Here is a 19,235-nt window from a genome sequence, read left to right as displayed (position 1 = left end):
TTCCTAGGGATTTCCTCATTTTGCCGCCTTGGCACAACTCGAATTATTTAGAAAAAATCATAATCTTTTGATTTAATATAAAAATACTTCTCTTCTTTCTTTTCTGGCTTGTCTTCATCATTTGATACATCAAGTCATTAACGTCACAACCCTCTGATGCAAATCAATACGCTATGTGAATATGTAATTACAATAGTGGTATTTATAATGCATGTTAAAGAGATGTGCGTAGATGATAAAGAAATCACGTGTAAGGTACCAACGTCGCCCAGGTACAACTGGGGGAAAACTCCCTTGGAGTGATTGGCGAAATGCATCAACATGGCGTAAATTTGTACAGTTCACGCTATTGGCAATCAATATTTATATTGGAGTTACCTTCTATTACTGGGTACGATATTACGAAACTGGAGGGGCGACAATTCACCTTCCTCGCCCTGGTGGAATTGAAGGTTGGCTGCCGATTGCGGGGTTAATGAATTTAAAATATACCTTGGAAACGGGGAGTTTTCCGCCAATTCATGCGGCCTCAATGTTTTTATTAGTCTCTTTTATTGTGATTAGCTTACTGTTCAAAAAAGCATTTTGTTCATGGATGTGCCCGATTGGCACAATATCAGAGTACACTGGTAAGTTAGGGAAAAAAGTCTTTCGTTATCAAAACCAAATTAGCTTACCTAAATGGCTCGATATCCCTTTAAGGGGCCTAAAATATTTGTTATTAGGTTTCTTTCTTTATATTGCATTTTCCATGTCTGCACAGATGATCCAATATTTTATGATGTCGCCTTATGGGATCATTATTGACGTAAAAATGTTGGATTTTTTTCGTTATATTAGCTTGTTTGCGCTTATTACTGTGGTCATTTTAGTGATAGCAAGCTTGTTTATTCGTAATGCTTGGTGCCGTTATTTGTGCCCTTATGGCGCTTTGTTAGGCATTTTTTCGTTATTTTCGCCATTTAAAATTCGGCGAAATGTGGAAAGTTGTATTGATTGCGGAAAATGTGCCAAGAACTGCCCATCACGGATACCTGTCGATAAGCTAATTACTGTAAGAACGGTGGAATGTACGGGATGTATGACTTGCGTTGAATCTTGCCCTGTTGCATCAACGTTGGATTTTTCATTGCAAGTGCCAACAAAAAAACGTCAATTTCGCTTATCGGGTTGGATGATGGCAATTCTAACCTTAGCAGTTTTATTTATTATTATTGGTATTGCTATGTATTTTGGCGTTTGGGATAGCCCAGTACCTGATAATTATTGGTTTCATATTATACCAAATGCAAGAATGATAGGTCATTAATATAGAATAAAAAAGCCCCACTCAAACTTGATGAGTGGGGCTTTGTTGTTTTGTCATTGTCACAATGACTTATATTATAACGTCTCGCTTATATTTATTTTCTCACTTACTGCTTACTACCACATCAATTAACCGCTTGCTTAACCATCTGCAATAATTGACGTACATCTTCTGGGCGAGTGTTGCCCGTTTCTTTATCAATGATGGAACTATAAATATGAGGAATGATTTTTTTCACGCCTGCATCAAGGGCAATTTGCAAAATTTCAGCAAAGTTATCTAAATCAATGCCGCCTGTAGGCTCTAAAGAAAAATCAAAGTCAGCGCAAGCTTTGGCAATGGCTTTATATTCTTCAATATATGTTAATCCTTTCATATTAAAGAATTTAACTGAGTCAGCACCCATGTCTTTAAGCATCATAATGGCAGTTTCAACCGGAACAATGCCATCTGGCGCTTGAGAGCTTAGTGGGCCTGTAGAAATTTTCACCATACCTACCGTGCCTGTTGGTGATATGAGCGCATTCACGAAGGTTTCGTTTTGGCCTAATAGTGCACGGCTAATTGGTGCACCAGTGAATACTTGGTTAACGTGTTGTGGTTGAACTTCTTTTGCAATTAACGACACCATGGTTGACTGATTTGGGTCGCCAGCGCCGAGACCAACTGATAATGCATTATCGGTTTCTTGTGCATAAATGCGCATATCAGCAATTGCACTTTCTAAGTCAGGGTAATTTTTAGATAAAACACCAACAACAACAAAGGTTTCTGCTGCGGCATAGATATCTTTTGCATTCTGATGGCTGCCTGCCAGTACGTTTAAACAGACACGGTCACGATAAAAATTCGGTGACAATTTCATCTTAAATTCCTTCTACTAACAAACGAATATTCTTAGAAATAACATCAAGTTGTTCAGTGCTAACACTGCGAATGTCAGCCTCTACTTTTCCTTCGTTGGCTTTGTACTCACGGAAGTAAATCGCGGTATCGCCCTGTTTTAGCTCAGCCATGATTTGGTAAGTGGTTTTGCCTATCATGTTTTCATCAAAGCTAATTTCGGTACGGGCAATATCACGTCCTGCACCATCCCAGACGACTCGAGCAGAGATACCTTTAATGGCATTTAAATCACTGATGAATTGACTCATTCGATTAACCATCTCTGCGCCTGTTTCTTTGGTCGCAGTCAGGTACTGTTCGATAGCGAGTGTGAGCCCCAAAATACCTTCTTTACCTACTTTCATCGCACGGCCAATACCTTGGCTTTGGCGTTTTACCCACTCAATATATTGTTTTTTACCGATAACCAGACCGCTTGTTGGGCCTTCGATTGCTTTTGCTCCGCTGTAAATCACAATATCGCCACCGGCTTGGTAGTAAGCGGTAAGTTCTTCTTCTGCTGCGGCATCAACGATCAGGGGGAGCTGGTGGTCATGAGCCACTTTGGCGGCTTGTTCCACGGTTAACATGCTTTTTTGTACGGTATGGTGTGATTTGATGTACAAAATAGCGGCTGTATTGGGGGTGATTTTTGCTGCTAACTGGGCGGCACTGCACTCATTAGCAAAACCCGCTTCGACTACTTTACCGCCACCTAAGCTTACCATTGTGTCCACAGGAGCACCAAAGTTAACGTTATGACCTTTAGGTAAAATTATTTCGCGTGGAACCACTTTGTCTGATGAATGCAAATTGAGTAGCAAATCATCATCATCTTGTACAATCACCGCTGCAACAGCTTGTGCAATACCAGCAGAGGCACAAGATACAACTACCGCAGCTTCAACATTTAATAGATTAGCAATATATTCGCCAGTTTTATTAACTAAGTCTTTAATTTCAAAATAATTATTTAATCCATAAGCAACACGTTCAACAACTTCTGGAGTTGGCGTTGAAACACCCAGAATTGTCATGCGGCCAGAGGCATTAATAACGTGTTTTAACTGATATTTATCATAAATCGATTGCATGTTCTGATTCACCTTGTGCATGAATAATGTGTTTTCCACCGACGATAGCAGCCAATGGTACGAAGCGGTGAGTGCCTATACGGTGTTCGCCTTCTGCATCCGTGAGCTCTGTTTGCTCTTCTTTAAGGTCAAAAAGGGTTATGTCGGCGTCAAAGCCCGGCCTTAAATAGCCTTTTGCGGGTAACGATAAGAAGTTGGCGGCTTTTTCGGTAACGCAGCGAAGCACTTGTTCCGCACTAAAGCCCATACACAGAAATTTGGTCATCACAAAAGCGAGGCTATAAACAGGGCCATTAACGCGGTTGCGGTGGTAAATATCGGAACTGATGATGTCAGGGTAAGTACCAATGCGCATCGCTTGCTCTGCAACTTTAAAGCTAAAGCTTTCACCGCCATGTCCAACATCTAATATGACACCCCGTGCGAGTGCGCGAGCAATTGATGGTTTTAGGTAGCCATCTTCGCCTAAAATCTTATTGGGTTTGCCATTAAAGCAGTGAGTGATGATATCGCCGCGCGTCAGTAAATCAGCGACTTCATCAATATCCGGCGGGTTGTTGCCAATATGCACCATGAGTGGAAGATGGTGTTTTTTCTGCATTTCTTTAGCTTTAACCAGTGGGGTAATGCCATTTTCACCAACCACGCTTTTACTCATACGGGCTTTCATACCAACAACAAAGCCGGAGTGGCGCTCGATAGCGTCTTGAAAGCAGGCTTCATTGATGTTGTTCATATCCGACAATTCATTTTGCGCAATGATGCCAATACGTGAAATATTTAACAGAGAAAAGACATTCGTTTTTGATTTCTGGGTGAGCTGATAAAATTTATCAATATCATCAGCACCGACACTACCTGCATCAACCAGTGAGGTAACTCCGCCAGCGGCTCCTGCTAAATCAGGGTCATCGAAGTAAATAGGTGACTCAACAAAGCAATGAGCATGAGAGTCAATCCACCCAGCACTGACATAAGTTTTTCCTTGTAGGTCAATGACTTTTTCGGCTTGCTGATTATTCGCTAATTCAGGGCCTGCCGCTTCGATTTTTCCATCTTTAATAAGAATGTCGATAATCGAGCCATCGATACGCTTACCTTGTTTGATGATTAAAGTGTACATAGTTGTCCTCTCTATACTCGATACTCGTCATACTTCAAACCGCAGCGTTGTTGGCAGCACTTCCGCTACCCTAGTCACATACTTTTGTATGCTCCTAGGGATATCGTCGTTTGCCGCCTAGCTGCAATTTGAATTATTTAGAGTATGCCTAAGTGCGTATTCTAAATGATGTCAACCACAGCGTTGTTGGCAGCACCTAGTCACATACTTTTGTATGCTCCTAGGGATATCGTCGTTTGCCGCCTAGCTGCAATTTGAATTATTTAGAGTATGCCTAAGTGCGTATTCTAAATGATGTCAACCGCAGCGTTGTTGGCAGCACTTTCGCTACTCTTTGAACTATTTCGAGTCTGTTTTTAACTTATGTTATTCAGTAACCCGGAGCATATGCCCCGGGAGAGTGTTGGTTAAGCGACGATTGGGAAGAAATAACCGAACAACATTGCACCTAAAATGGCGCCACCGGCAACGGGTTTTTGCCATACATAGAAAATCAATGCGCCAATTAAAGAGCCAATTCCGATTGGAATGGATGCGGCCATCGCAGCTAAAATAATTAATGGACCTAAGAAACGGCCAGAGGTATTACCCGCACCCATCATGACGTCAGCACCAAAGGTTGAGTTAGCCTGAGCAATCGTGAATTTACGTGCAAATACAATCAGTAAGCCGATTAATACGCCAAGGAATAAGCCAGTTAGTAACGACATCCAGAAGTTAGTGACTAAAAAATCCCAACCAGCGGCTAAAAATAAGGCGGGAACACCGAGGCCAATACCGGTTTGCAGTGCACCACCGATATCTAAAATACCGACCAATGAACCTTCGATGATCCTAGCAAATAAGAAACTTGCACCAAATGCTGCGACTGCGCCGTAAACCCCGGTATCTAACCCTGCACGTAACATGGCGACGAACGCCACTTCGTTAAATGCCCCAAAACCGTAGACGACATACATGTGGGTACCTGCGAAGATCCCTGCGGAAAGCAACCCAACAAAAATCGGGAAGGACCATTCTGCGTACCAAAAATCTTGTTTGTTAATTTCTGTTGTCATGATTATTTCCCGCTCAGCAGACCGTGGACGTATTCAAGCCACAATGGTTTATCTAGGTTGAAAGAGGTGATCATCTTTAGGTCGAATTCACGGAAGAAGCCGCTGAGAACGAACAGGAGAACCACTGTTATCATCATTGTACGAGTGATACGGTTCCAGCCGTTGTCATCAACGCCTTTACCAATCAAGATACCTAAAACTAAACCAGGGATAGCATTCCCCATGATTAGCTGAGCACAACCACCAAATAATGTTGCCCAGAAACCTGAACGACGCCCTGCATCCATGGCGGCTAACCAGAAGATGACTGGCATCACGGTATTAACTAACAAGTTTGCGGCAGGCACTAGTACGTTAATGGCTGTCGTTTGTAGTGCAGCAGGAACTGCGGAAGCGGTTGTGTTTAAGAAGGCGACAACTAATGCCCCAATGATGGCACAAGCGATAGCCATTTTTTTCGGGTTATGCAGTGTGTCAGCGACACTACGGTTTTTGGTTAATAGTGCAGCCGCGCCCCAGTTTGGGATGATGCGGTGGTCAACATCTTGTGTAAATGCCCCAGCAGCAACTGACGATGCCCATGCGTTAAAGAAGAACCCTAAGCCGAAAGAAAAATGAGACGCTGGGTCGCCTTCACAAGCGTTCAGCTCACCCAATGTACGGAATGCCCCCATACCTTGTACGGTTGGTGCGTGGAACATACGCGCAGCCCCTGCGCCTAAGCCAAAGCCGCAGAGCCCACCGATGATCAGGGACATGCCCAATATTTCTAAAAAAGATGCAGTTTCACTCATGGAATTAACTCCAGACCTGATTGCTATTATTGTTCTGTAAATGGTATTTCGTTGACAGAAAGTAAAGTGACATCCAGCGAAACGTCGAGTACAACACGAAAATGTTCACGTTTGCGTGGCAAAAAGAGAAAAAGAAATTTTTCTGTCCGCGAATGAGAGTGAGCACTAATCACTTCAACATCCTTTGGTTCTATCCGTAGGATGATATCTGTGCTGTTCTTCAGTACGGTTTTTTGAATTGAATTTAAGGCGTCAGCTATTGCTTTTTGCTTAGTGTCGCCTTGCCCTGTAACCCGTACAACCGTTTCGATAGATTTTTTCATTAAGCGTTGCCGTATTTTTTATTGAATGCTTTTACCAAGCGCTCGCCTAACTCTTCCTTGTCCATAAAACCGAAACCTAATACATTGCAACCGTCTGCAATCGCGGTTTCTCCCTCTTCAATAGAGCGCATCCCATAGCGAGCTTTATAGCCATATTTAGTTTGAGCGGTAATTGCGCCAGCGCCACCACTACCACAAAATGAGATGCCTAAATCGGCTTGTTCTGCGTTCATGACATCACCGAGTTTCATATCAGCAGCGACCCCCGGAACAACAACCGCTTTACCACCCGCAGCTTCAACACCGGCAGCTACTTTTTGGCCTTTACCTAAACGGTCACCGATAACAACAACTATCTGTTTCATAAAATATTCTCCAAATCCTACCAAATTAGTAATTAATCATTTGAACGTGCGACTTCAAAGTGAACAGAGAGTAAATAAGTCTCTTCAGGTGCTAATCCAGGAAGTGTGTCAACAACCCGTTGTGCGAGCACTATCGAATGTTCAGAAATTTCATCGAATAAGCTGATATCGACTTCTGGTAAGGCTTCACCCGTTTTTGCTCTACCGACCATGGCACGTAAATGAGACTCCAACATCTGTTGTTGTACATCTGTGGTGTAGCAGTCCTCCTGCTTGAGCCAGTCAGTAATCACTGCTAGCAGTTTTTGTGTCACCTCATCAATATCAAGGTTATGTTCTAACATTTTAAAAACGACAACTGATTCACTCATAACTATTTAAAATCCAAAGTAATATTGCAAGTTAGACTACTCTGTTCCTTCATGCTTAATACCTTAGTCTGTTCTTGTTCATTTTTGCAGGCAGGAAATTTCCACTTATAAGTGGAAATTGTTTGGAAATTAATAAATGTATCTTTGGTATGTTTTTTGCTCTATTTGGAAATTAAGTGGAAAAATTGACATCAGTCAACTATCTAAATAAGATGTAAATAACAATACTTTGAATAAAATGTGTTATTTATCAATTAATTATTTTTTTAATTAAAAAATGGAAACAAAAAAAGGAACTGGAAAGGGAAGTGGAAGCTATAAATGGAAATGATGTTGCGTGGGTTGTACTCGCTTCCATTTAGTCACTTTGGCCGTAAAATAGACAGTTTAGGATAGGAAAGTATTTATAAGAGTTGTGGTTAGGATCACGTAAAAGTCAGCAACTTCCACTTTTCCACTACAAAGTGGAAATTGCTATCAAGTTAGAGGATACGCGCTAAGCTATCTTTAGCTATTACTTGGAACTCATTGAAATTTTTGACACTCACTAAGCGACGTGTTGTCTTTTCTTTTACAAAGGTAACGAAAAGGTCATAAATAGCCATTGCTTCTTCATAGTCTGTTTTACTGATAGCTAATAAGAAAATGACATAAGCATTTTCTTTGGTTTCCTTATTCCACTCAATGCCTTTCGGGGCGACAACGGTTGCAACCACTGTTTTATTGGCAAGTAGACCTAAAGAGTGAGGCAATGCGATACCTTCCCCGAGCAAGGTGGAAACAATTGATTCACGCTCTTGTAGTGAAGGGTAGAAATCAGGTGTGACGTAGCCTTCTTGCTGCAATTTATTGCAAACCATTTGAAAGAGCTCTTCTTGGCTAATTTTTTCATTAATTACCATGAAGAACCGTTCATCAAAAAAGCGCTCGATAATATAAGGGCGAGTTTGATCAACCATGGCGAGGCGGCCAACTTGCTCTAGTTGATAGGGTGTTGGGAACGGCGCAATTTTAATAACAGGCTTATTTTTCTCTGAAATTCGTACAGTGGTAATCACGAAATCTTCAGAGACTTCATCCAAGGATTCATACTCTTGTAACGTTAACCCTCGGCTAAATTTGAGCTGTGGAAATTCACGCATGATTTTAGATTCAACCACGCGAAACGTGGAGTTCCCTGCATCAGTAACTACCAGTACTTCTGTTTGGCGAATGGAGCCAGCGCCATAGTTACGTTCGAGGCTGACTCCAATATGAACCGCAAGGTAACCTAGTTCATCTTCACTGATTGGGTGGGGGAGTAATTGCTTACTTGCACTGGTTAACGCGCTCAGTGTGACATCATAGGCGAACGGGTAATATTGTTTGATATCAGATAATAGCGGGTTTGGTGTGGAAATATGATACTGCAAACGGGTGATCAGCGATGCAAGATGAGTATTGAGATCTTTTTTGAGTTTTTCATCGCTCCGTAAGTCATAATTATATAACTCATTAATATAATTTAAAATATATTCACACAGCTCATTATGAGTACCACTTTTTTGCGTGCTAGAGTCTTGGTTACTAATGCGTTGGGCAACAATTTGGTCATGTAAATAGCTAAGTTCTGCCCCTGAAAGGTCATTGCCAAGAAAGTAGATTAAACCTTTGGATATTTCATCACAGGCTTTGCGGATCACTTCTTCACTGTCATCATTTTTGACGGAGGTGGTGAGTTCATGACCACGAGTGATACGCAAAATAGTCACCGCACAATTAAAAACCAGGTATAAATGCCCTTCGTTGCTAATCCGAATATCAAAGCGATTCATACTGTTATGTAAAACTTTATCGATATATGTCAGGTCTAAATTATCAAGGCAATCAGGGCGGAAAGTGGTTAAATCAGGGGTTATCTGTGCGGAATAGCGGCGCCATAAAGTTTCGGTCATACAAGCTCGAACTGCCCACTCGCTACCGTTCAAACGAATGCCTTGATGAGGGATACTTTCTAATGCAATTTGGTATTTATGAAGCTGTTCTCTCACCGCGCCCATATCTTGCTGTAAAGTGCCACGGCTGATAAACCACTCTTCAGCGATATCATCAAGTTTTACGGGGAGTGATAACATCAAGAGTTTTAATAGCAGGGCATCAATGCGCTCTTTGCTAGTGCGAGGAATCTGATTGTCTTCATCACTTTGTTGAGTAAAGGTAGCAAATAGGGCTTCGTCTTCAATTTTTAGTCGGTAACCGCGACCTCGCTCATATACAATATGAGCACTATATGGCTGTATCAATTCATTGATTTCATTGATATCAGAACGAATAGTTCGAGTAGAAACGGAGAAATTTTTGGCTAACTCGTCTTGAGGCACTACCTCATTGAGAATTTGAGCAAAAATTTGATTATGTCGCTGTTGAGTGAATAGAGCCACGGAAACACCTTTAAAATCAAAACGAAAAAGCATTTGAGCAAGAAAATGACTTGTTTTTTGCTCGCTAATGGCAGGACTCTAACACAAGCATGTCAATATGTAGGATATGTAAATCATAAAATTTGCGAATCCGTTCGCAAAATTCACTCTGCTATAGCAGGAAAAGGGCTAGCTTTGCTCTCCAAGATCGATTAATAGCCCTCTAAACGGTTTATTTACACTAATGATGACTTGATTGTCGTCTTGGATAAAAGCCCCATCATTGCAATTCATTTCTAACTGCTCGCCTTTTGGTGTACGCAATGTCGCTCCACCATGTATAGACTGAAGGAATGAGTTTTTTCCTTTTAGCGTGATCGCTGTTGACTCATTAGTTGCCAAATGAATTTGGGTGATCCAAATTTGTTGACGTAACTGAATGCTTTGACTTTCCCCGTCAGGAGATGCGATAAGTTTGTTCTCATTTTCACTAATGGCTATTTTTTGCAAAGGCAAAGATTCTTGCTGTGGGCAAGCATTTAGCCAGAGCTGTAAACGTGTCAACGGTGTTTTTGGGCACACATTTTGTTCGCTGTAGCTCAGGTCTGGGCGCGGTGAAAAACGCACACACTCACCTTCATCCGCTTGGATGGTGTTACCTAGGCTATCTCGATATTCTGCATGCCCTTTTAGGATGATATTTAAGATATCGACATGTGGATAGGTTCTTGGCTGTAGTGCATTTTGTGGCGCGATAACTTCTTGGTTCAGCACTCTGAGAGTTTTAAAACCCATAAAGTCTGGGTCAAAATAATGGCCGAATGAAAAGGAATAACGCGCTTGTAGCCAACCATAATCAGCTTTTCCGCAATGGTTAGCGGGTCTTAATGTCATCATAATGGTTAACCCTCATTGAAAATAAATAAGTTAATAATCTATTGTTATAATAAATAGCTGGACGTTGAATTGTTAGCCAGTTAATCTGTTTCCTTTGTTCAAATTTCCTGAAAGAGAAACTTCATGAGTAAAGAGAGAGCATTAACGCTTGAGTCATTAAGGGTTATGGATGCAATCGACCGCCGTGGTAGTTTTGCTGCAGCCGCTGAAGAGTTGGGGCGAGTCCCATCTGCGCTGAGTTATACCATGCAAAAATTAGAAGAAGAGCTCGATGTCATTTTATTTGACCGTTCAGGGCATAGAACTAAGTTTACCAATGTCGGTAGGATGCTACTTGATAGAGGAAGGATCCTACTTGAAGCCGCTGATAAGCTAACATCTGATGCGGAAGCGCTTGCAAAAGGATGGGAAACGCATTTAACCATCGTGTGTGAGGCTTTAGTTCCTGTTCATTCACTTTTTCCGCTGGTGGAACGATTGGCGGAAAAATCAGAAACACAGTTATCGTTAATTACTGAAGTATTGGCGGGAGCATGGGAACGTCTTGAAAGCGGTAAAGCGGATATAGTCATTGCTCCTGATATGCATTTTCGATCCTCTTCAGAAATTAACTCTAAATCGTTATATACCGTTAATCATATTTATGTAGCGAGCCCGGATCATCCCATTCACCAAGAACCTGAGCCGTTATCTGATGCGACTCGAGTGAAATACCGTGGAATTGCAGTGGCTGATACCGCTCGTGAGCGGCCTGTGATCACGGTGCAGCTGTTGGATAAACAACAACGATTGACGGTGTCAACGATTGAGGATAAACACAGAGCCTTGTTGGCCGGCCTTGGTGTTGCGACGATGCCGTACCCAATGGTTGAACAAGATATTCGCGAAGGGCGTTTAAAGGTGGTTGGCGCAGAGTTTAGCCATGAGACGAATATTATTATGGCGTGGCGGCGGGATAGTATGGGGGAGGCTAAGTCGTGGTGTCTCCGAGAAATCCCCAAATTATTTAGAGTGTAAACTCGTTATATTTTGAGCCGTAGGGGTGTTGGCTTCATTGAGTCACCCGAGTCACATACTTATGTATGCTCACGGGATGACTCAATTTGCCGCCTACCTACAACTCAAACTATTTAGAGTTTACGAGTAAGGTTTGCTGGTAGCGATTCAAAAGAGTAAAACTATCTCAGTCATAGCTCAGTTGTAGCACGAATTATTTAGAAGTTAACCGTGGCTGAAAAGATAAAACCGCTCGACTAATTTGTCGCCTACCTACAACTCAAACTATTTAGAGTTTACGAGTAGGGTTTGCTGGTAGCGATTCAAAAGATTTAAATAAAAAAATACCTCCCGAGGGAGGTATAAGTTGGACAAACAAATAAAGTCAATAAGGTAATAAGGGTGATAATGAAATCGGAGTTACCATTTTTTATTTAATAAATGGTCAATACTAAATTTCCCTGGGCCGGTTACTGCTAATAGTAAGAAACCGCCTGCGATAGTAAAGTTCTTCATAAACATTAAACTATTTGGTGCAACGCTAAAGTCGATATGGAACAGTAGCGCCGTTAATACGGTAAAGCCTGCAGTAAATAGGGCTACAGTTCGTGTTAAGAAACCAAATAGAATGGCTAAACCGCCACCAAGTTCTAATAAAATGGTTAAAGGTAATAAAAAGCCTGGAACACCCATTGCTTGCATGTATTGTTGTGTTCCTGCGTATGCATCTCCCAGTTTTCCATACCCAGCAACAATGAACAGAATTGGCATCATAATACGAGCTAACAATACCGCACCATTTTCTAAATTTTTCATTAAGATTCTCCAGACTAATAAGCCATTAAATATAAAGTATTTGCGATATGTGTCGCTTTGTAATGTTGTTTTCAGCACAAATAGGTAAGAAAACATTTGATGGGCTTATAATAGTCATTTGCTTATTCAATAAAAAGCAAAGCTTATTAACAAAGATAGTCAAAAAAATTGAATGGTGATGAAGGGGAGCTAGCTAAAGTGAAGAGGCTTAATTTAGCATATTGATTTTAATTGAAATTACTTCTTTCCTGCATTGATCGTACTTTGAATTGTCCTTGCTATACCCCACATTGTGAAGGCTTTTTTCCCTAATTGAAGTATGCGTTTGGGTTTTTTCAGTGAATAAATCGAAAGCAGGCCTGTTGCCGCAATAAATAAAGGACGGAAGGTAACGAAGGTTTTCCATGTACGGTCATAAGGAGCGGTCACTCGTAGCCAATCTTCAGAACTTGCAGCAAGGTCGCTCCGTTGCTGCTCAATTCTGTTGAGTAACCGTTGTTTTTTTGCGGCAAGTAATTGGCGTTTATTTCTGGTCATTATCTTTACCTGCTAATGCATTCGCGTCTTGGCTTAATTGCTCCCGTGTGGAGCTCAATAAGGTAGACTGCTTTGCTTTTTTAAGAGCCCAAATAGCAAAGGTAATGGCGAGTAGGACTAAGCACCCTGTTGTTATAGCAAGTGCTTGATAACGATAAACAGGGTCAACAGACCAAAAAATAAGACCAATTAAACACATTAGGCCAAAAGCAGTAAAAAGAAGCGCTAGTCCAACTAACAATAACAACTGGATAAAATTAACTTTCTCTTCTTCGAGCTCAACGGCAATGAGTTGAAGGCGAGTTTCAACAATATTAACGGTAATACTGGCAATGCGTTGCAGTATTTCAAGGACCCCTTTACCGGGGCCCTGACGTTGTTGATTTTGTTCCATAAGCAATTAACGTTTCGCGAGAAGTACGCCAAGAACCACACCAACAGCAGCACCGATACCGATACCAGTCCATGGGTTTTCTTTGACATAGTTGTCTGCACGGCCCGCAATTTCTTTAGTTTGCTCAGTGATCCTTTCGGTGGTTTGACCGAGTTTAGCGCGAGATGAGTAAAGTACATCTTTCGCTTTGGATTTCAAGCTTTCAATCTCTTCTTTCGACTTCTCGCCTGTATCATTCAATACGGCTTCAAGAGAATCTGCTAACGCTTTTAGTTCTGCGCGTAGGTCTTCTGATGAATGATTTGATGACATATAGAACCTCCTATCAATAGAAAAGAAACTTCACTGTATTAACAATAACTGTTTTTGCATTAAGTGCAATGAGTTATTCAATAAAAAATTAGGGGTTAAGAAAAAATGTAAAAAACAGTATTTATAGAAATGCCATAAATATCTGTTAGTTAATTTAATTGCGGGGAGTGGGGATACTAAGACGTAAAATTAAGTAAAAATGAAAATGCGAGAACTGAGAGTTCCCGCATGGAGAATTAATTCGCTTTTTTATTTGAGAATTTTTTCTTAACGACAACAGCAATGCTACCAATTAAGCCAAGGATCAGTAGCCCTACAGGGATCAACATCAAAATGTTCATAATATGATGTTCATATTGTAGGAAAATCGGGCTTTTACCAAAGCCATAACCAATTGCAGTCAAAATTAACACCCACAGTAGGCCACTTAACCAATTGAATACTTGGAAACGACCGTTTTGCAAGCCAGCTAGCCCTGCTATTGTTGGAAGTAGTGTTCTGACAAAAGCTAAAAAACGACCAATTAACAAGGCAGCGAGGCCATGACGGTGGAACAAGCCATAAGCGCGTTGGTGGTAGTGTTCAGGTAAGTGCTCAAGCCAGCCTTTAACTATTCGTGTGTTCCCCAGCCATCGCCCTTGTATATAACCAACCCAACAGCCTAAACTGGCGCCAGCGGTTAAAATTACAATAGTGAGCGGATAACTTAATGTGCCTTTAGCGATGAGAACACCAACTAAAATCAATAAGCTATCGCCAGGTAAAAACGCTGCAGGCAACACCCCGTTTTCAAGAAACAAGATAGCGAACAGCATGAAGTAAATCGACCACACTAACGATGGGTTAGATAGGGTGACATAATCTTGGTGCCAAAGGGCGAAAAAAAGTTCTTTAACTAATTCCATTAATGTTTCCTAAACGGCAATAACAGCAACAAACTTGTTGTTGGGCAGGGAGAAATGGATTAAGTGAATGCCAAAGTGAAAGTAGTGTTTCCTCAGGCTGTTAGTGTAAAGCACGCTCACTTTAACAAAACAGAAAATAACTAAACAGTAAATTTTAAGCTTATTTTTAGAATTCATTTAAGTTTTGGCCGATTTTTACGATTTATTGCGCGGCATGGAACGATGTAAAGTGCTTAAAAATGGCGTTTAACCCGCTTTTTACCGAGAGTATGCGAAATATACTTGTTAATTTATCTTTTAATGTAAAAAAATAACGATAAAACAATAAAGGCTAATTATTGCATTTTAAGACTATTTACCGTATCTTATCGCCATAGCAAAGGGGAGTAACTTCTTCTTGTCGGTTTATCGTCATTACGGTGTACACATTACACCCGGTAGCCGAGCACCACAGTTCCCTATTTTTAGGTTATTTGTGTTGTAAGTGAGACCTTGCCAGAAGGCGGGGTTTGCTCATAATTTACAACCAAAAGAAATAGCTTGTGGTTAACGAATTTTAAGCGGCTGATGTCTTCTGGATATCAGCCGTTTTTTGTTTTTTAAGGGAAAGGAAAATGCACTCAGTTGGTAACCCGATTTTATGGGGTAGTTTTGCCGTTATTATTTTACTTATGTTACTCATTGATTTGTTCTGGCAAGGGAAACACAAAGGCCAAGCAATGTCGATGAAACAAGCTGCGGCTTGGAGTATCGTGTGGGTAACGCTTTCGCTTCTCTTTGCAGCGGGTTTTTGGTGGTATCTTAATGAGAACGTAGGGCGTGAGTTTGCTGATAGCCAAACCATGGCGTTCTTAACGGGTTATTTATTAGAAAAAGCATTAGCTGTTGATAACGTATTCGTTTGGTTGATGTTATTTAGTTATTTTGCCATTCCTGCAACTTTACAGCGTCGTGTGTTGGTTTATGGAGTATTAGGCGCTATCGTACTTCGTACGATTATGATTTTTGCAGGTAGTTGGTTAGTCACACAATTTAGCTGGATTTTGTATGTATTTGGCTTGTTCTTGCTATTTACTGGTTTGAAAATGGCTTTTGCCAAAGAAGATGACTCGCCAATAACGGATAAACCGCTAGTAAAATGGGTTCGTTCTCATTTACGTATGACGGATGAATTACATGGTGAAAAATTCTTTATTAAACGTAATGGCGTCCTATTTGCGACCCCACTTATTTTAGTGCTGATTTTAGTTGAAATTAGTGACGTGATATTTGCGGTGGACAGTATACCCGCTATTTTTGCGGTGACGACTGACCCATTCATTGTTTTAACATCGAATTTATTTGCAATTTTAGGCCTACGTGCCATGTACTTCTTGCTGTCAGGGGTTGCTGAAAAGTTCTCAATGCTAAAATACGGTTTAGCGGTAATTTTAAGCTTTATCGGTATAAAAATGCTATTGATTGATATTTTCCATATCCCAACACCGATTTCGTTGGGTGTGATTGCGTCAATTTTAGTCGTGACGTTAATCATTAATGCAATTGTTAATAAACGCAACGAAGCAAAAAGTTAATTTATCTTTTTTATTTTTAAATCCTCTGCTGTAAAAGCAGGGGATTTTTTTTAACCCCCTGAAAACACTCAACCATTTTGTTTATCCCATTCTACTATAAGAAACAAAACTCTATTGAGATCACAGTTATGTAAAATGTTTGTTAAACAAAGTCAATCATTGTGTATATTTTGAATAATTGCCTTTTCAGGCGACTATTATTCCTTATACTTGCTGTGCAAACACATTTAATTCCTAATAAAGATAAATAATATAGGTCTATTATGGATACAAATAAAACAGGGTTATGGCGAGTTATTAGCCAAGGTAGTCTAGTCAAACAGATACTGGTTGGCTTGATAGCGGGTATTTTGCTTGCATGGTTATGGCCATCTGCTGCAAAAAATGTCGGGTTGTTAGGGGATTTATTCGTTAGTGCGTTAAAAGCTGTTGCTCCTGTACTGGTTTGGGTGTTAGTAATGTCATCCATTGCTAACCACCGCCAAGGGCAAAAAACCAATATCAAACCTATACTGGTGTTGTATATTTTAGGAACATTTTTTGCCGCGGTTGTCGCCGTTATTGGTTCTTTCCTGTTCCCGTCAAATTTAGTCTTAGCGGTAGGTGATACACAGCTAAATCCACCGGGTAATATTGCTGAAGTGTTAAAAGGCTTGCTAATCAATATATTTGCGAACCCTATCGACGCACTGATTAAGGGCAATTATATTGGTATTTTAGCGTGGGCGGTCGGGCTGGGTATTGCACTGCGCCATGCAAATGAAACCACAAAAACTTTAGTTCATGACTTTTCTAATGCAGTAACACAACTGGTACGGGTTGTGATCCGTTTAGCGCCTTTAGGGATTTTTGGCTTGGTTGCTTCCACTATCGCAACGACAGGCTTTGCAACCTTAAAAGGCTATATTCACGTTCTCGCAGTATTGATTGGCTGTATGCTGATTGTTGCTTTCATTGTTAACCCATTGATTGTTTACTGGAAAATGAAACGTAACCCATACCCATTAGTTCTCGCTTGCTTACGTGAAAGCGGGGTAACAGCATTCTTTACACGTAGTTCAGCAGCAAATATCCCTGTGAATATGGGGATGTGTCGTCGCATGAATCTACATGAAGATACTTACTCTGTTTCTATCCCATTAGGTGCAACCATTAATATGGCTGGTGCAGCGGTAACGATTACAGTACTGACGTTAGCCGCCGTACATACTCTAGGTATTCCAGTTGATATCCCAACGGCACTGTTATTAAGTGTGGTTGCTGCGGTGTGTGCATGTGGCGCATCAGGCGTTGCCGGCGGTTCACTATTACTGATCCCATTAGCTTGTAACATGTTCGGTATTTCAAATGAAATTGCGATGCAAGTGGTCGCGGTTGGTGTGATGATTGGCGTATTACAGGATTCAGCAGAAACGGCGCTTAACTCTTCAACTGACGTGTTATTTACTGCAGCGGTGTGCTTAGCGGAAGATGAGAAACTGGCTAACGCTGAAGCGCGGCTATCTCATCGTGATTAATTGTTAATTAAATATATTTTGAAAGGGCAGAGACAGCGAAAGTGAACTCTGCCCTTATTTTAGTGGGTTATTGAGTTAAAACTCATTACGTAAGCGGCGATAACCTTCGACTAACTGCACATTAGTTGCGGCAACTTCTTCTGAAAATTGCAAAGAGGCGCGGTCAACTTGCTTAAACTGAGATAAATCACTGTGGGCATTTACATGTACGCAGGATGGAATATATAAAGCAGGGGGTAGCGTTAAACCATCAACAACAGCGTTATAACGAACAACACAGTTTTCCCCAATTTTGCAATTAAATAGAACGCTATTAAAACCAATAAATACTCGTGTAGCAATATTACAAGGGCCATGGACAATGGCACGATGTGCTATTGAAGTATGTGAGCCAATTTGTACTCCAGCCCCACTTTTAGAATGGATAACAACACCATCTTGAATATTTGAATGTGGGCCTATTACTATCGGTGACATATCCCCCTCTTCATTGAGTTCATCAGCTCGGATGACTGCATATGGGCCGATATACACGTAATCTTCAACAATGACTTTGCCACAAATAATTGCGGTAGGGTCGATATAGGCTTTTTCTGAAATAACAGGGGAGTGTCCTGATGGATTTTTACGCAGCATGAGTACTCCGTTTCCAGTGCGTGTGAACAACTGCATTATGTGCATGTAAACTTTCTTGATGCTCTATATTAATGTTCACTTCGTCATAGTGACATTGATGACGAAAAGCCATGACTAGTTTTCTCGCTGCATCTTCACAAAACATCAGGTTTTGGGCATTTGCGATAGCGAAAGCTTGTTCATCATTACGTTTAACAACAGTTTGTACAGGTGTTGAAAGCACGTTTTCAATTTGATTAATTAATTCAATGATGGGAAATATTTTATGACTAGCTTTCAACGCTATGGTTACCCATGCCCAGCTGCGTTGGCTATGTGGTGTAGCGGGTAACCCATTTTTAGCTAGCCAGTTGAAAACTTGAGTGGGATATAATGGTTGTGTCTCGTCCTCAAATTCAATAGCAAATTGTTGTTGAATCACTTGGGTACTGAGTGCCGTGGCACTAGGACATGTCGATGAATAAGGAACCCCAACTTTTAAACAGATAATAAATGATTTGTTGAAATTTGCATTTATTTCAAATGGATATGCTTTCCATCCATGCTGGTGAGAAACTAAAGAAGGGCGAGATAATAAAATATCGCCATAAAGTCGAAGAGATGACTTCGATGATACATGGCTATGGGATATTAAAATCTGCTCTAGAGCCTGTTGAATCAAATTGGGGGTTAGTTCATGCTGTGTGAGTCCATCTAAGGTCTGATACAGCCGGGACATGTGTATTCCTTTCTGTCCTTGTAAATCAGTACCGACATCAACAAGTGCGTTGATTGGACGACCCGCTATCTCAATAGGTAAAGCAATCCCTGTCATACCGACCCAGTCTAGCTTGATATTGCTATAAATATCATTTTCCTTTTGCGCATCCGGTAAAGATGAACAACGTAATTCAGTTGATACTGTCATAACCCCTCAGCCATTCTTAATTT

Annotated in this window: 21 protein-coding genes; 4 read left to right on the top strand and 17 right to left on the bottom strand. The window is 40.9% G+C overall.

Translation table 11 applies throughout. The features are described from left to right. Window positions 1-232 precede the first annotated feature (232 nt). The gene (locus PZ638_RS16820; protein WP_153673827.1) at window positions 233-1,309 is read left to right on the top strand and encodes a 4Fe-4S binding protein; all 1,077 of its coding nucleotides are present in this window, start codon (window positions 233-235) and stop codon (window positions 1,307-1,309) included. A gap of 124 nt (window positions 1,310-1,433) precedes the next feature. Here the strand turns inward: PZ638_RS16820 and dagF are convergent, their stop codons facing one another. The 10 genes from dagF to PZ638_RS16770 all read right to left on the bottom strand — a co-directional run bounded on the left by dagF (window position 1,434) and on the right by PZ638_RS16770 (window position 10,618). Further along, window positions 1,434-2,174, bottom strand: coding sequence for a 2-dehydro-3-deoxy-phosphogluconate aldolase (dagF, locus tag PZ638_RS16815; RefSeq protein ID WP_004258199.1), 741 nt, complete (start codon window positions 2,172-2,174; stop codon window positions 1,434-1,436). A gap of 1 nt (window position 2,175) precedes the next feature. Then, the gene (locus PZ638_RS16810; RefSeq protein WP_180312125.1) at window positions 2,176-3,288 is read right to left on the bottom strand and encodes a DgaE family pyridoxal phosphate-dependent ammonia lyase; all 1,113 of its coding nucleotides are present in this window, start codon (window positions 3,286-3,288) and stop codon (window positions 2,176-2,178) included. Further along, entirely contained in the window at window positions 3,272-4,411 is a 1,140-nt protein-coding gene (locus PZ638_RS16805) for an amidohydrolase/deacetylase family metallohydrolase (protein ID WP_112307577.1), read from the bottom strand. Before PZ638_RS16805 ends, PZ638_RS16810 begins: the two co-directional genes overlap by 17 nt. Before the next feature lie 407 nt (window positions 4,412-4,818). Next, window positions 4,819-5,469 carry a DUF4310 family protein gene (locus PZ638_RS16800; protein ID WP_004258187.1) on the bottom strand — a complete coding sequence of 217 codons (651 nt, stop codon included), beginning with the start codon at window positions 5,467-5,469 and terminating at the stop codon, window positions 4,819-4,821. A gap of 2 nt (window positions 5,470-5,471) precedes the next feature. Next, window positions 5,472-6,263, bottom strand: coding sequence for a DUF4311 domain-containing protein (locus tag PZ638_RS16795; protein WP_004258184.1), 792 nt, complete (start codon window positions 6,261-6,263; stop codon window positions 5,472-5,474). 26 nt (window positions 6,264-6,289) lie between these two features. Then, complete coding sequence (locus PZ638_RS16790; protein ID WP_004258180.1) at window positions 6,290-6,586, bottom strand: DUF4312 family protein; 297 nt, start codon at window positions 6,584-6,586, stop codon at window positions 6,290-6,292. Then, the gene (locus tag PZ638_RS16785; protein ID WP_004258177.1) at window positions 6,586-6,951 is read right to left on the bottom strand and encodes an SFCGS family glycine-rich protein; all 366 of its coding nucleotides are present in this window, start codon (window positions 6,949-6,951) and stop codon (window positions 6,586-6,588) included. The genes PZ638_RS16790 and PZ638_RS16785 overlap by 1 nt, the downstream gene beginning before the upstream one ends. A gap of 32 nt (window positions 6,952-6,983) precedes the next feature. Continuing rightward, complete coding sequence (locus PZ638_RS16780; protein WP_004258172.1) at window positions 6,984-7,322, bottom strand: transcriptional antiterminator; 339 nt, start codon at window positions 7,320-7,322, stop codon at window positions 6,984-6,986. Between the two features lie 482 nt (window positions 7,323-7,804). Continuing rightward, on the bottom strand, window positions 7,805-9,775 hold the full coding sequence (locus PZ638_RS16775; RefSeq protein WP_004258168.1) for a BglG family transcription antiterminator: 1,971 nt from the start codon (window positions 9,773-9,775) through the stop codon (window positions 7,805-7,807). Window positions 9,776-9,910: 135 nt separating this feature from the next. Continuing rightward, window positions 9,911-10,618, bottom strand: a complete 708-nt coding sequence (locus tag PZ638_RS16770) for a pirin family protein (protein WP_094961527.1) — start codon at window positions 10,616-10,618, stop codon at window positions 9,911-9,913. Window positions 10,619-10,741: 123 nt separating this feature from the next. Here PZ638_RS16770 and PZ638_RS16765 point away from each other — a divergent pair, with 123 nt between their 5' ends. Beyond that, complete coding sequence (locus PZ638_RS16765; protein ID WP_004258161.1) at window positions 10,742-11,635, top strand: LysR family transcriptional regulator; 894 nt, start codon at window positions 10,742-10,744, stop codon at window positions 11,633-11,635. A gap of 399 nt (window positions 11,636-12,034) precedes the next feature. On the opposite strand, the gene PZ638_RS16760 is transcribed toward PZ638_RS16765, so the two are convergent. The 5 genes from PZ638_RS16760 to PZ638_RS16740 all read right to left on the bottom strand — a co-directional run bounded on the left by PZ638_RS16760 (window position 12,035) and on the right by PZ638_RS16740 (window position 14,578). Beyond that, window positions 12,035-12,430, bottom strand: a complete 396-nt coding sequence (locus PZ638_RS16760) for a DoxX family protein (RefSeq protein ID WP_004258158.1) — start codon at window positions 12,428-12,430, stop codon at window positions 12,035-12,037. Between the two features lie 237 nt (window positions 12,431-12,667). Further along, entirely contained in the window at window positions 12,668-12,967 is a 300-nt protein-coding gene (locus tag PZ638_RS16755) for a YqjK-like family protein (protein WP_004258151.1), read from the bottom strand. After that, window positions 12,954-13,361 (bottom strand): phage holin family protein, encoded by a 408-nt coding sequence (locus PZ638_RS16750; protein WP_004258148.1) that lies wholly within the window; start codon window positions 13,359-13,361, stop codon window positions 12,954-12,956. The genes PZ638_RS16755 and PZ638_RS16750 overlap by 14 nt, the downstream gene beginning before the upstream one ends. A gap of 6 nt (window positions 13,362-13,367) precedes the next feature. Continuing rightward, window positions 13,368-13,673, bottom strand: coding sequence for an ElaB/YgaM/YqjD family protein (locus tag PZ638_RS16745; protein WP_004258145.1), 306 nt, complete (start codon window positions 13,671-13,673; stop codon window positions 13,368-13,370). A 236-nt stretch (window positions 13,674-13,909) separates the two neighbouring features. Next, the gene (locus PZ638_RS16740; protein WP_004258110.1) at window positions 13,910-14,578 is read right to left on the bottom strand and encodes a DedA family protein; all 669 of its coding nucleotides are present in this window, start codon (window positions 14,576-14,578) and stop codon (window positions 13,910-13,912) included. A 614-nt stretch (window positions 14,579-15,192) separates the two neighbouring features. Between PZ638_RS16740 and PZ638_RS16735 the strand changes: the two genes are divergently transcribed. Beyond that, a complete protein-coding gene (locus PZ638_RS16735) occupies window positions 15,193-16,152 on the top strand; it encodes a TerC family protein (protein WP_004258103.1) in 960 nt (319 codons plus the stop codon). A gap of 263 nt (window positions 16,153-16,415) precedes the next feature. After that, on the top strand, window positions 16,416-17,669 hold the full coding sequence (gene sstT / locus PZ638_RS16730) for a serine/threonine transporter SstT (protein ID WP_181489394.1): 1,254 nt from the start codon (window positions 16,416-16,418) through the stop codon (window positions 17,667-17,669). Between the two features lie 75 nt (window positions 17,670-17,744). Here the strand turns inward: sstT and PZ638_RS16725 are convergent, their stop codons facing one another. After that, window positions 17,745-18,305, bottom strand: a complete 561-nt coding sequence (locus tag PZ638_RS16725; RefSeq protein ID WP_004258097.1) for an LbetaH domain-containing protein — start codon at window positions 18,303-18,305, stop codon at window positions 17,745-17,747. Next, on the bottom strand, window positions 18,295-19,212 hold the full coding sequence (gene folE2, locus PZ638_RS16720; protein ID WP_094961529.1) for a GTP cyclohydrolase FolE2: 918 nt from the start codon (window positions 19,210-19,212) through the stop codon (window positions 18,295-18,297). Before folE2 ends, PZ638_RS16725 begins: the two co-directional genes overlap by 11 nt. Window positions 19,213-19,235: the final 23 nt, after the last annotated feature.

The organism is Providencia hangzhouensis (assembly GCF_029193595.2).
GTDB classification, from domain to species: domain Bacteria; phylum Pseudomonadota; class Gammaproteobacteria; order Enterobacterales; family Enterobacteriaceae; genus Providencia; species Providencia hangzhouensis.
The sequence above is the reverse complement of the archived record's forward strand: the minus strand, read 5'-3'. Positions and strand labels throughout refer to the sequence as shown.

What these genes read in the sequence shown, in the direction of transcription:
- PZ638_RS16820 (WP_153673827.1), top strand. Translation starts at nt 233, where the DNA reads ATGATAAAGAAATCACGTGTAAGGTACCAACGTCGCCCAGGTACAACT.
- dagF (WP_004258199.1), bottom strand. Translation starts at nt 2,174, where the DNA reads ATGAAATTGTCACCGAATTTTTATCGTGACCGTGTCTGTTTAAACGTA.
- PZ638_RS16810 (WP_180312125.1), bottom strand. Translation starts at nt 3,288, where the DNA reads ATGCAATCGATTTATGATAAATATCAGTTAAAACACGTTATTAATGCC.
- PZ638_RS16805 (WP_112307577.1), bottom strand. Translation starts at nt 4,411, where the DNA reads ATGTACACTTTAATCATCAAACAAGGTAAGCGTATCGATGGCTCGATT.
- PZ638_RS16800 (WP_004258187.1), bottom strand. Translation starts at nt 5,469, where the DNA reads ATGACAACAGAAATTAACAAACAAGATTTTTGGTACGCAGAATGGTCC.
- PZ638_RS16795 (WP_004258184.1), bottom strand. Translation starts at nt 6,263, where the DNA reads ATGAGTGAAACTGCATCTTTTTTAGAAATATTGGGCATGTCCCTGATC.
- PZ638_RS16790 (WP_004258180.1), bottom strand. Translation starts at nt 6,586, where the DNA reads ATGAAAAAATCTATCGAAACGGTTGTACGGGTTACAGGGCAAGGCGAC.
- PZ638_RS16785 (WP_004258177.1), bottom strand. Translation starts at nt 6,951, where the DNA reads ATGAAACAGATAGTTGTTGTTATCGGTGACCGTTTAGGTAAAGGCCAA.
- PZ638_RS16780 (WP_004258172.1), bottom strand. Translation starts at nt 7,322, where the DNA reads ATGAGTGAATCAGTTGTCGTTTTTAAAATGTTAGAACATAACCTTGAT.
- PZ638_RS16775 (WP_004258168.1), bottom strand. Translation starts at nt 9,775, where the DNA reads ATGCTTTTTCGTTTTGATTTTAAAGGTGTTTCCGTGGCTCTATTCACT.
- PZ638_RS16770 (WP_094961527.1), bottom strand. Translation starts at nt 10,618, where the DNA reads ATGATGACATTAAGACCCGCTAACCATTGCGGAAAAGCTGATTATGGT.
- PZ638_RS16765 (WP_004258161.1), top strand. Translation starts at nt 10,742, where the DNA reads ATGAGTAAAGAGAGAGCATTAACGCTTGAGTCATTAAGGGTTATGGAT.
- PZ638_RS16760 (WP_004258158.1), bottom strand. Translation starts at nt 12,430, where the DNA reads ATGAAAAATTTAGAAAATGGTGCGGTATTGTTAGCTCGTATTATGATG.
- PZ638_RS16755 (WP_004258151.1), bottom strand. Translation starts at nt 12,967, where the DNA reads ATGACCAGAAATAAACGCCAATTACTTGCCGCAAAAAAACAACGGTTA.
- PZ638_RS16750 (WP_004258148.1), bottom strand. Translation starts at nt 13,361, where the DNA reads ATGGAACAAAATCAACAACGTCAGGGCCCCGGTAAAGGGGTCCTTGAA.
- PZ638_RS16745 (WP_004258145.1), bottom strand. Translation starts at nt 13,673, where the DNA reads ATGTCATCAAATCATTCATCAGAAGACCTACGCGCAGAACTAAAAGCG.
- PZ638_RS16740 (WP_004258110.1), bottom strand. Translation starts at nt 14,578, where the DNA reads ATGGAATTAGTTAAAGAACTTTTTTTCGCCCTTTGGCACCAAGATTAT.
- PZ638_RS16735 (WP_004258103.1), top strand. Translation starts at nt 15,193, where the DNA reads ATGCACTCAGTTGGTAACCCGATTTTATGGGGTAGTTTTGCCGTTATT.
- sstT (WP_181489394.1), top strand. Translation starts at nt 16,416, where the DNA reads ATGGATACAAATAAAACAGGGTTATGGCGAGTTATTAGCCAAGGTAGT.
- PZ638_RS16725 (WP_004258097.1), bottom strand. Translation starts at nt 18,305, where the DNA reads ATGCTGCGTAAAAATCCATCAGGACACTCCCCTGTTATTTCAGAAAAA.
- folE2 (WP_094961529.1), bottom strand. Translation starts at nt 19,212, where the DNA reads ATGACAGTATCAACTGAATTACGTTGTTCATCTTTACCGGATGCGCAA.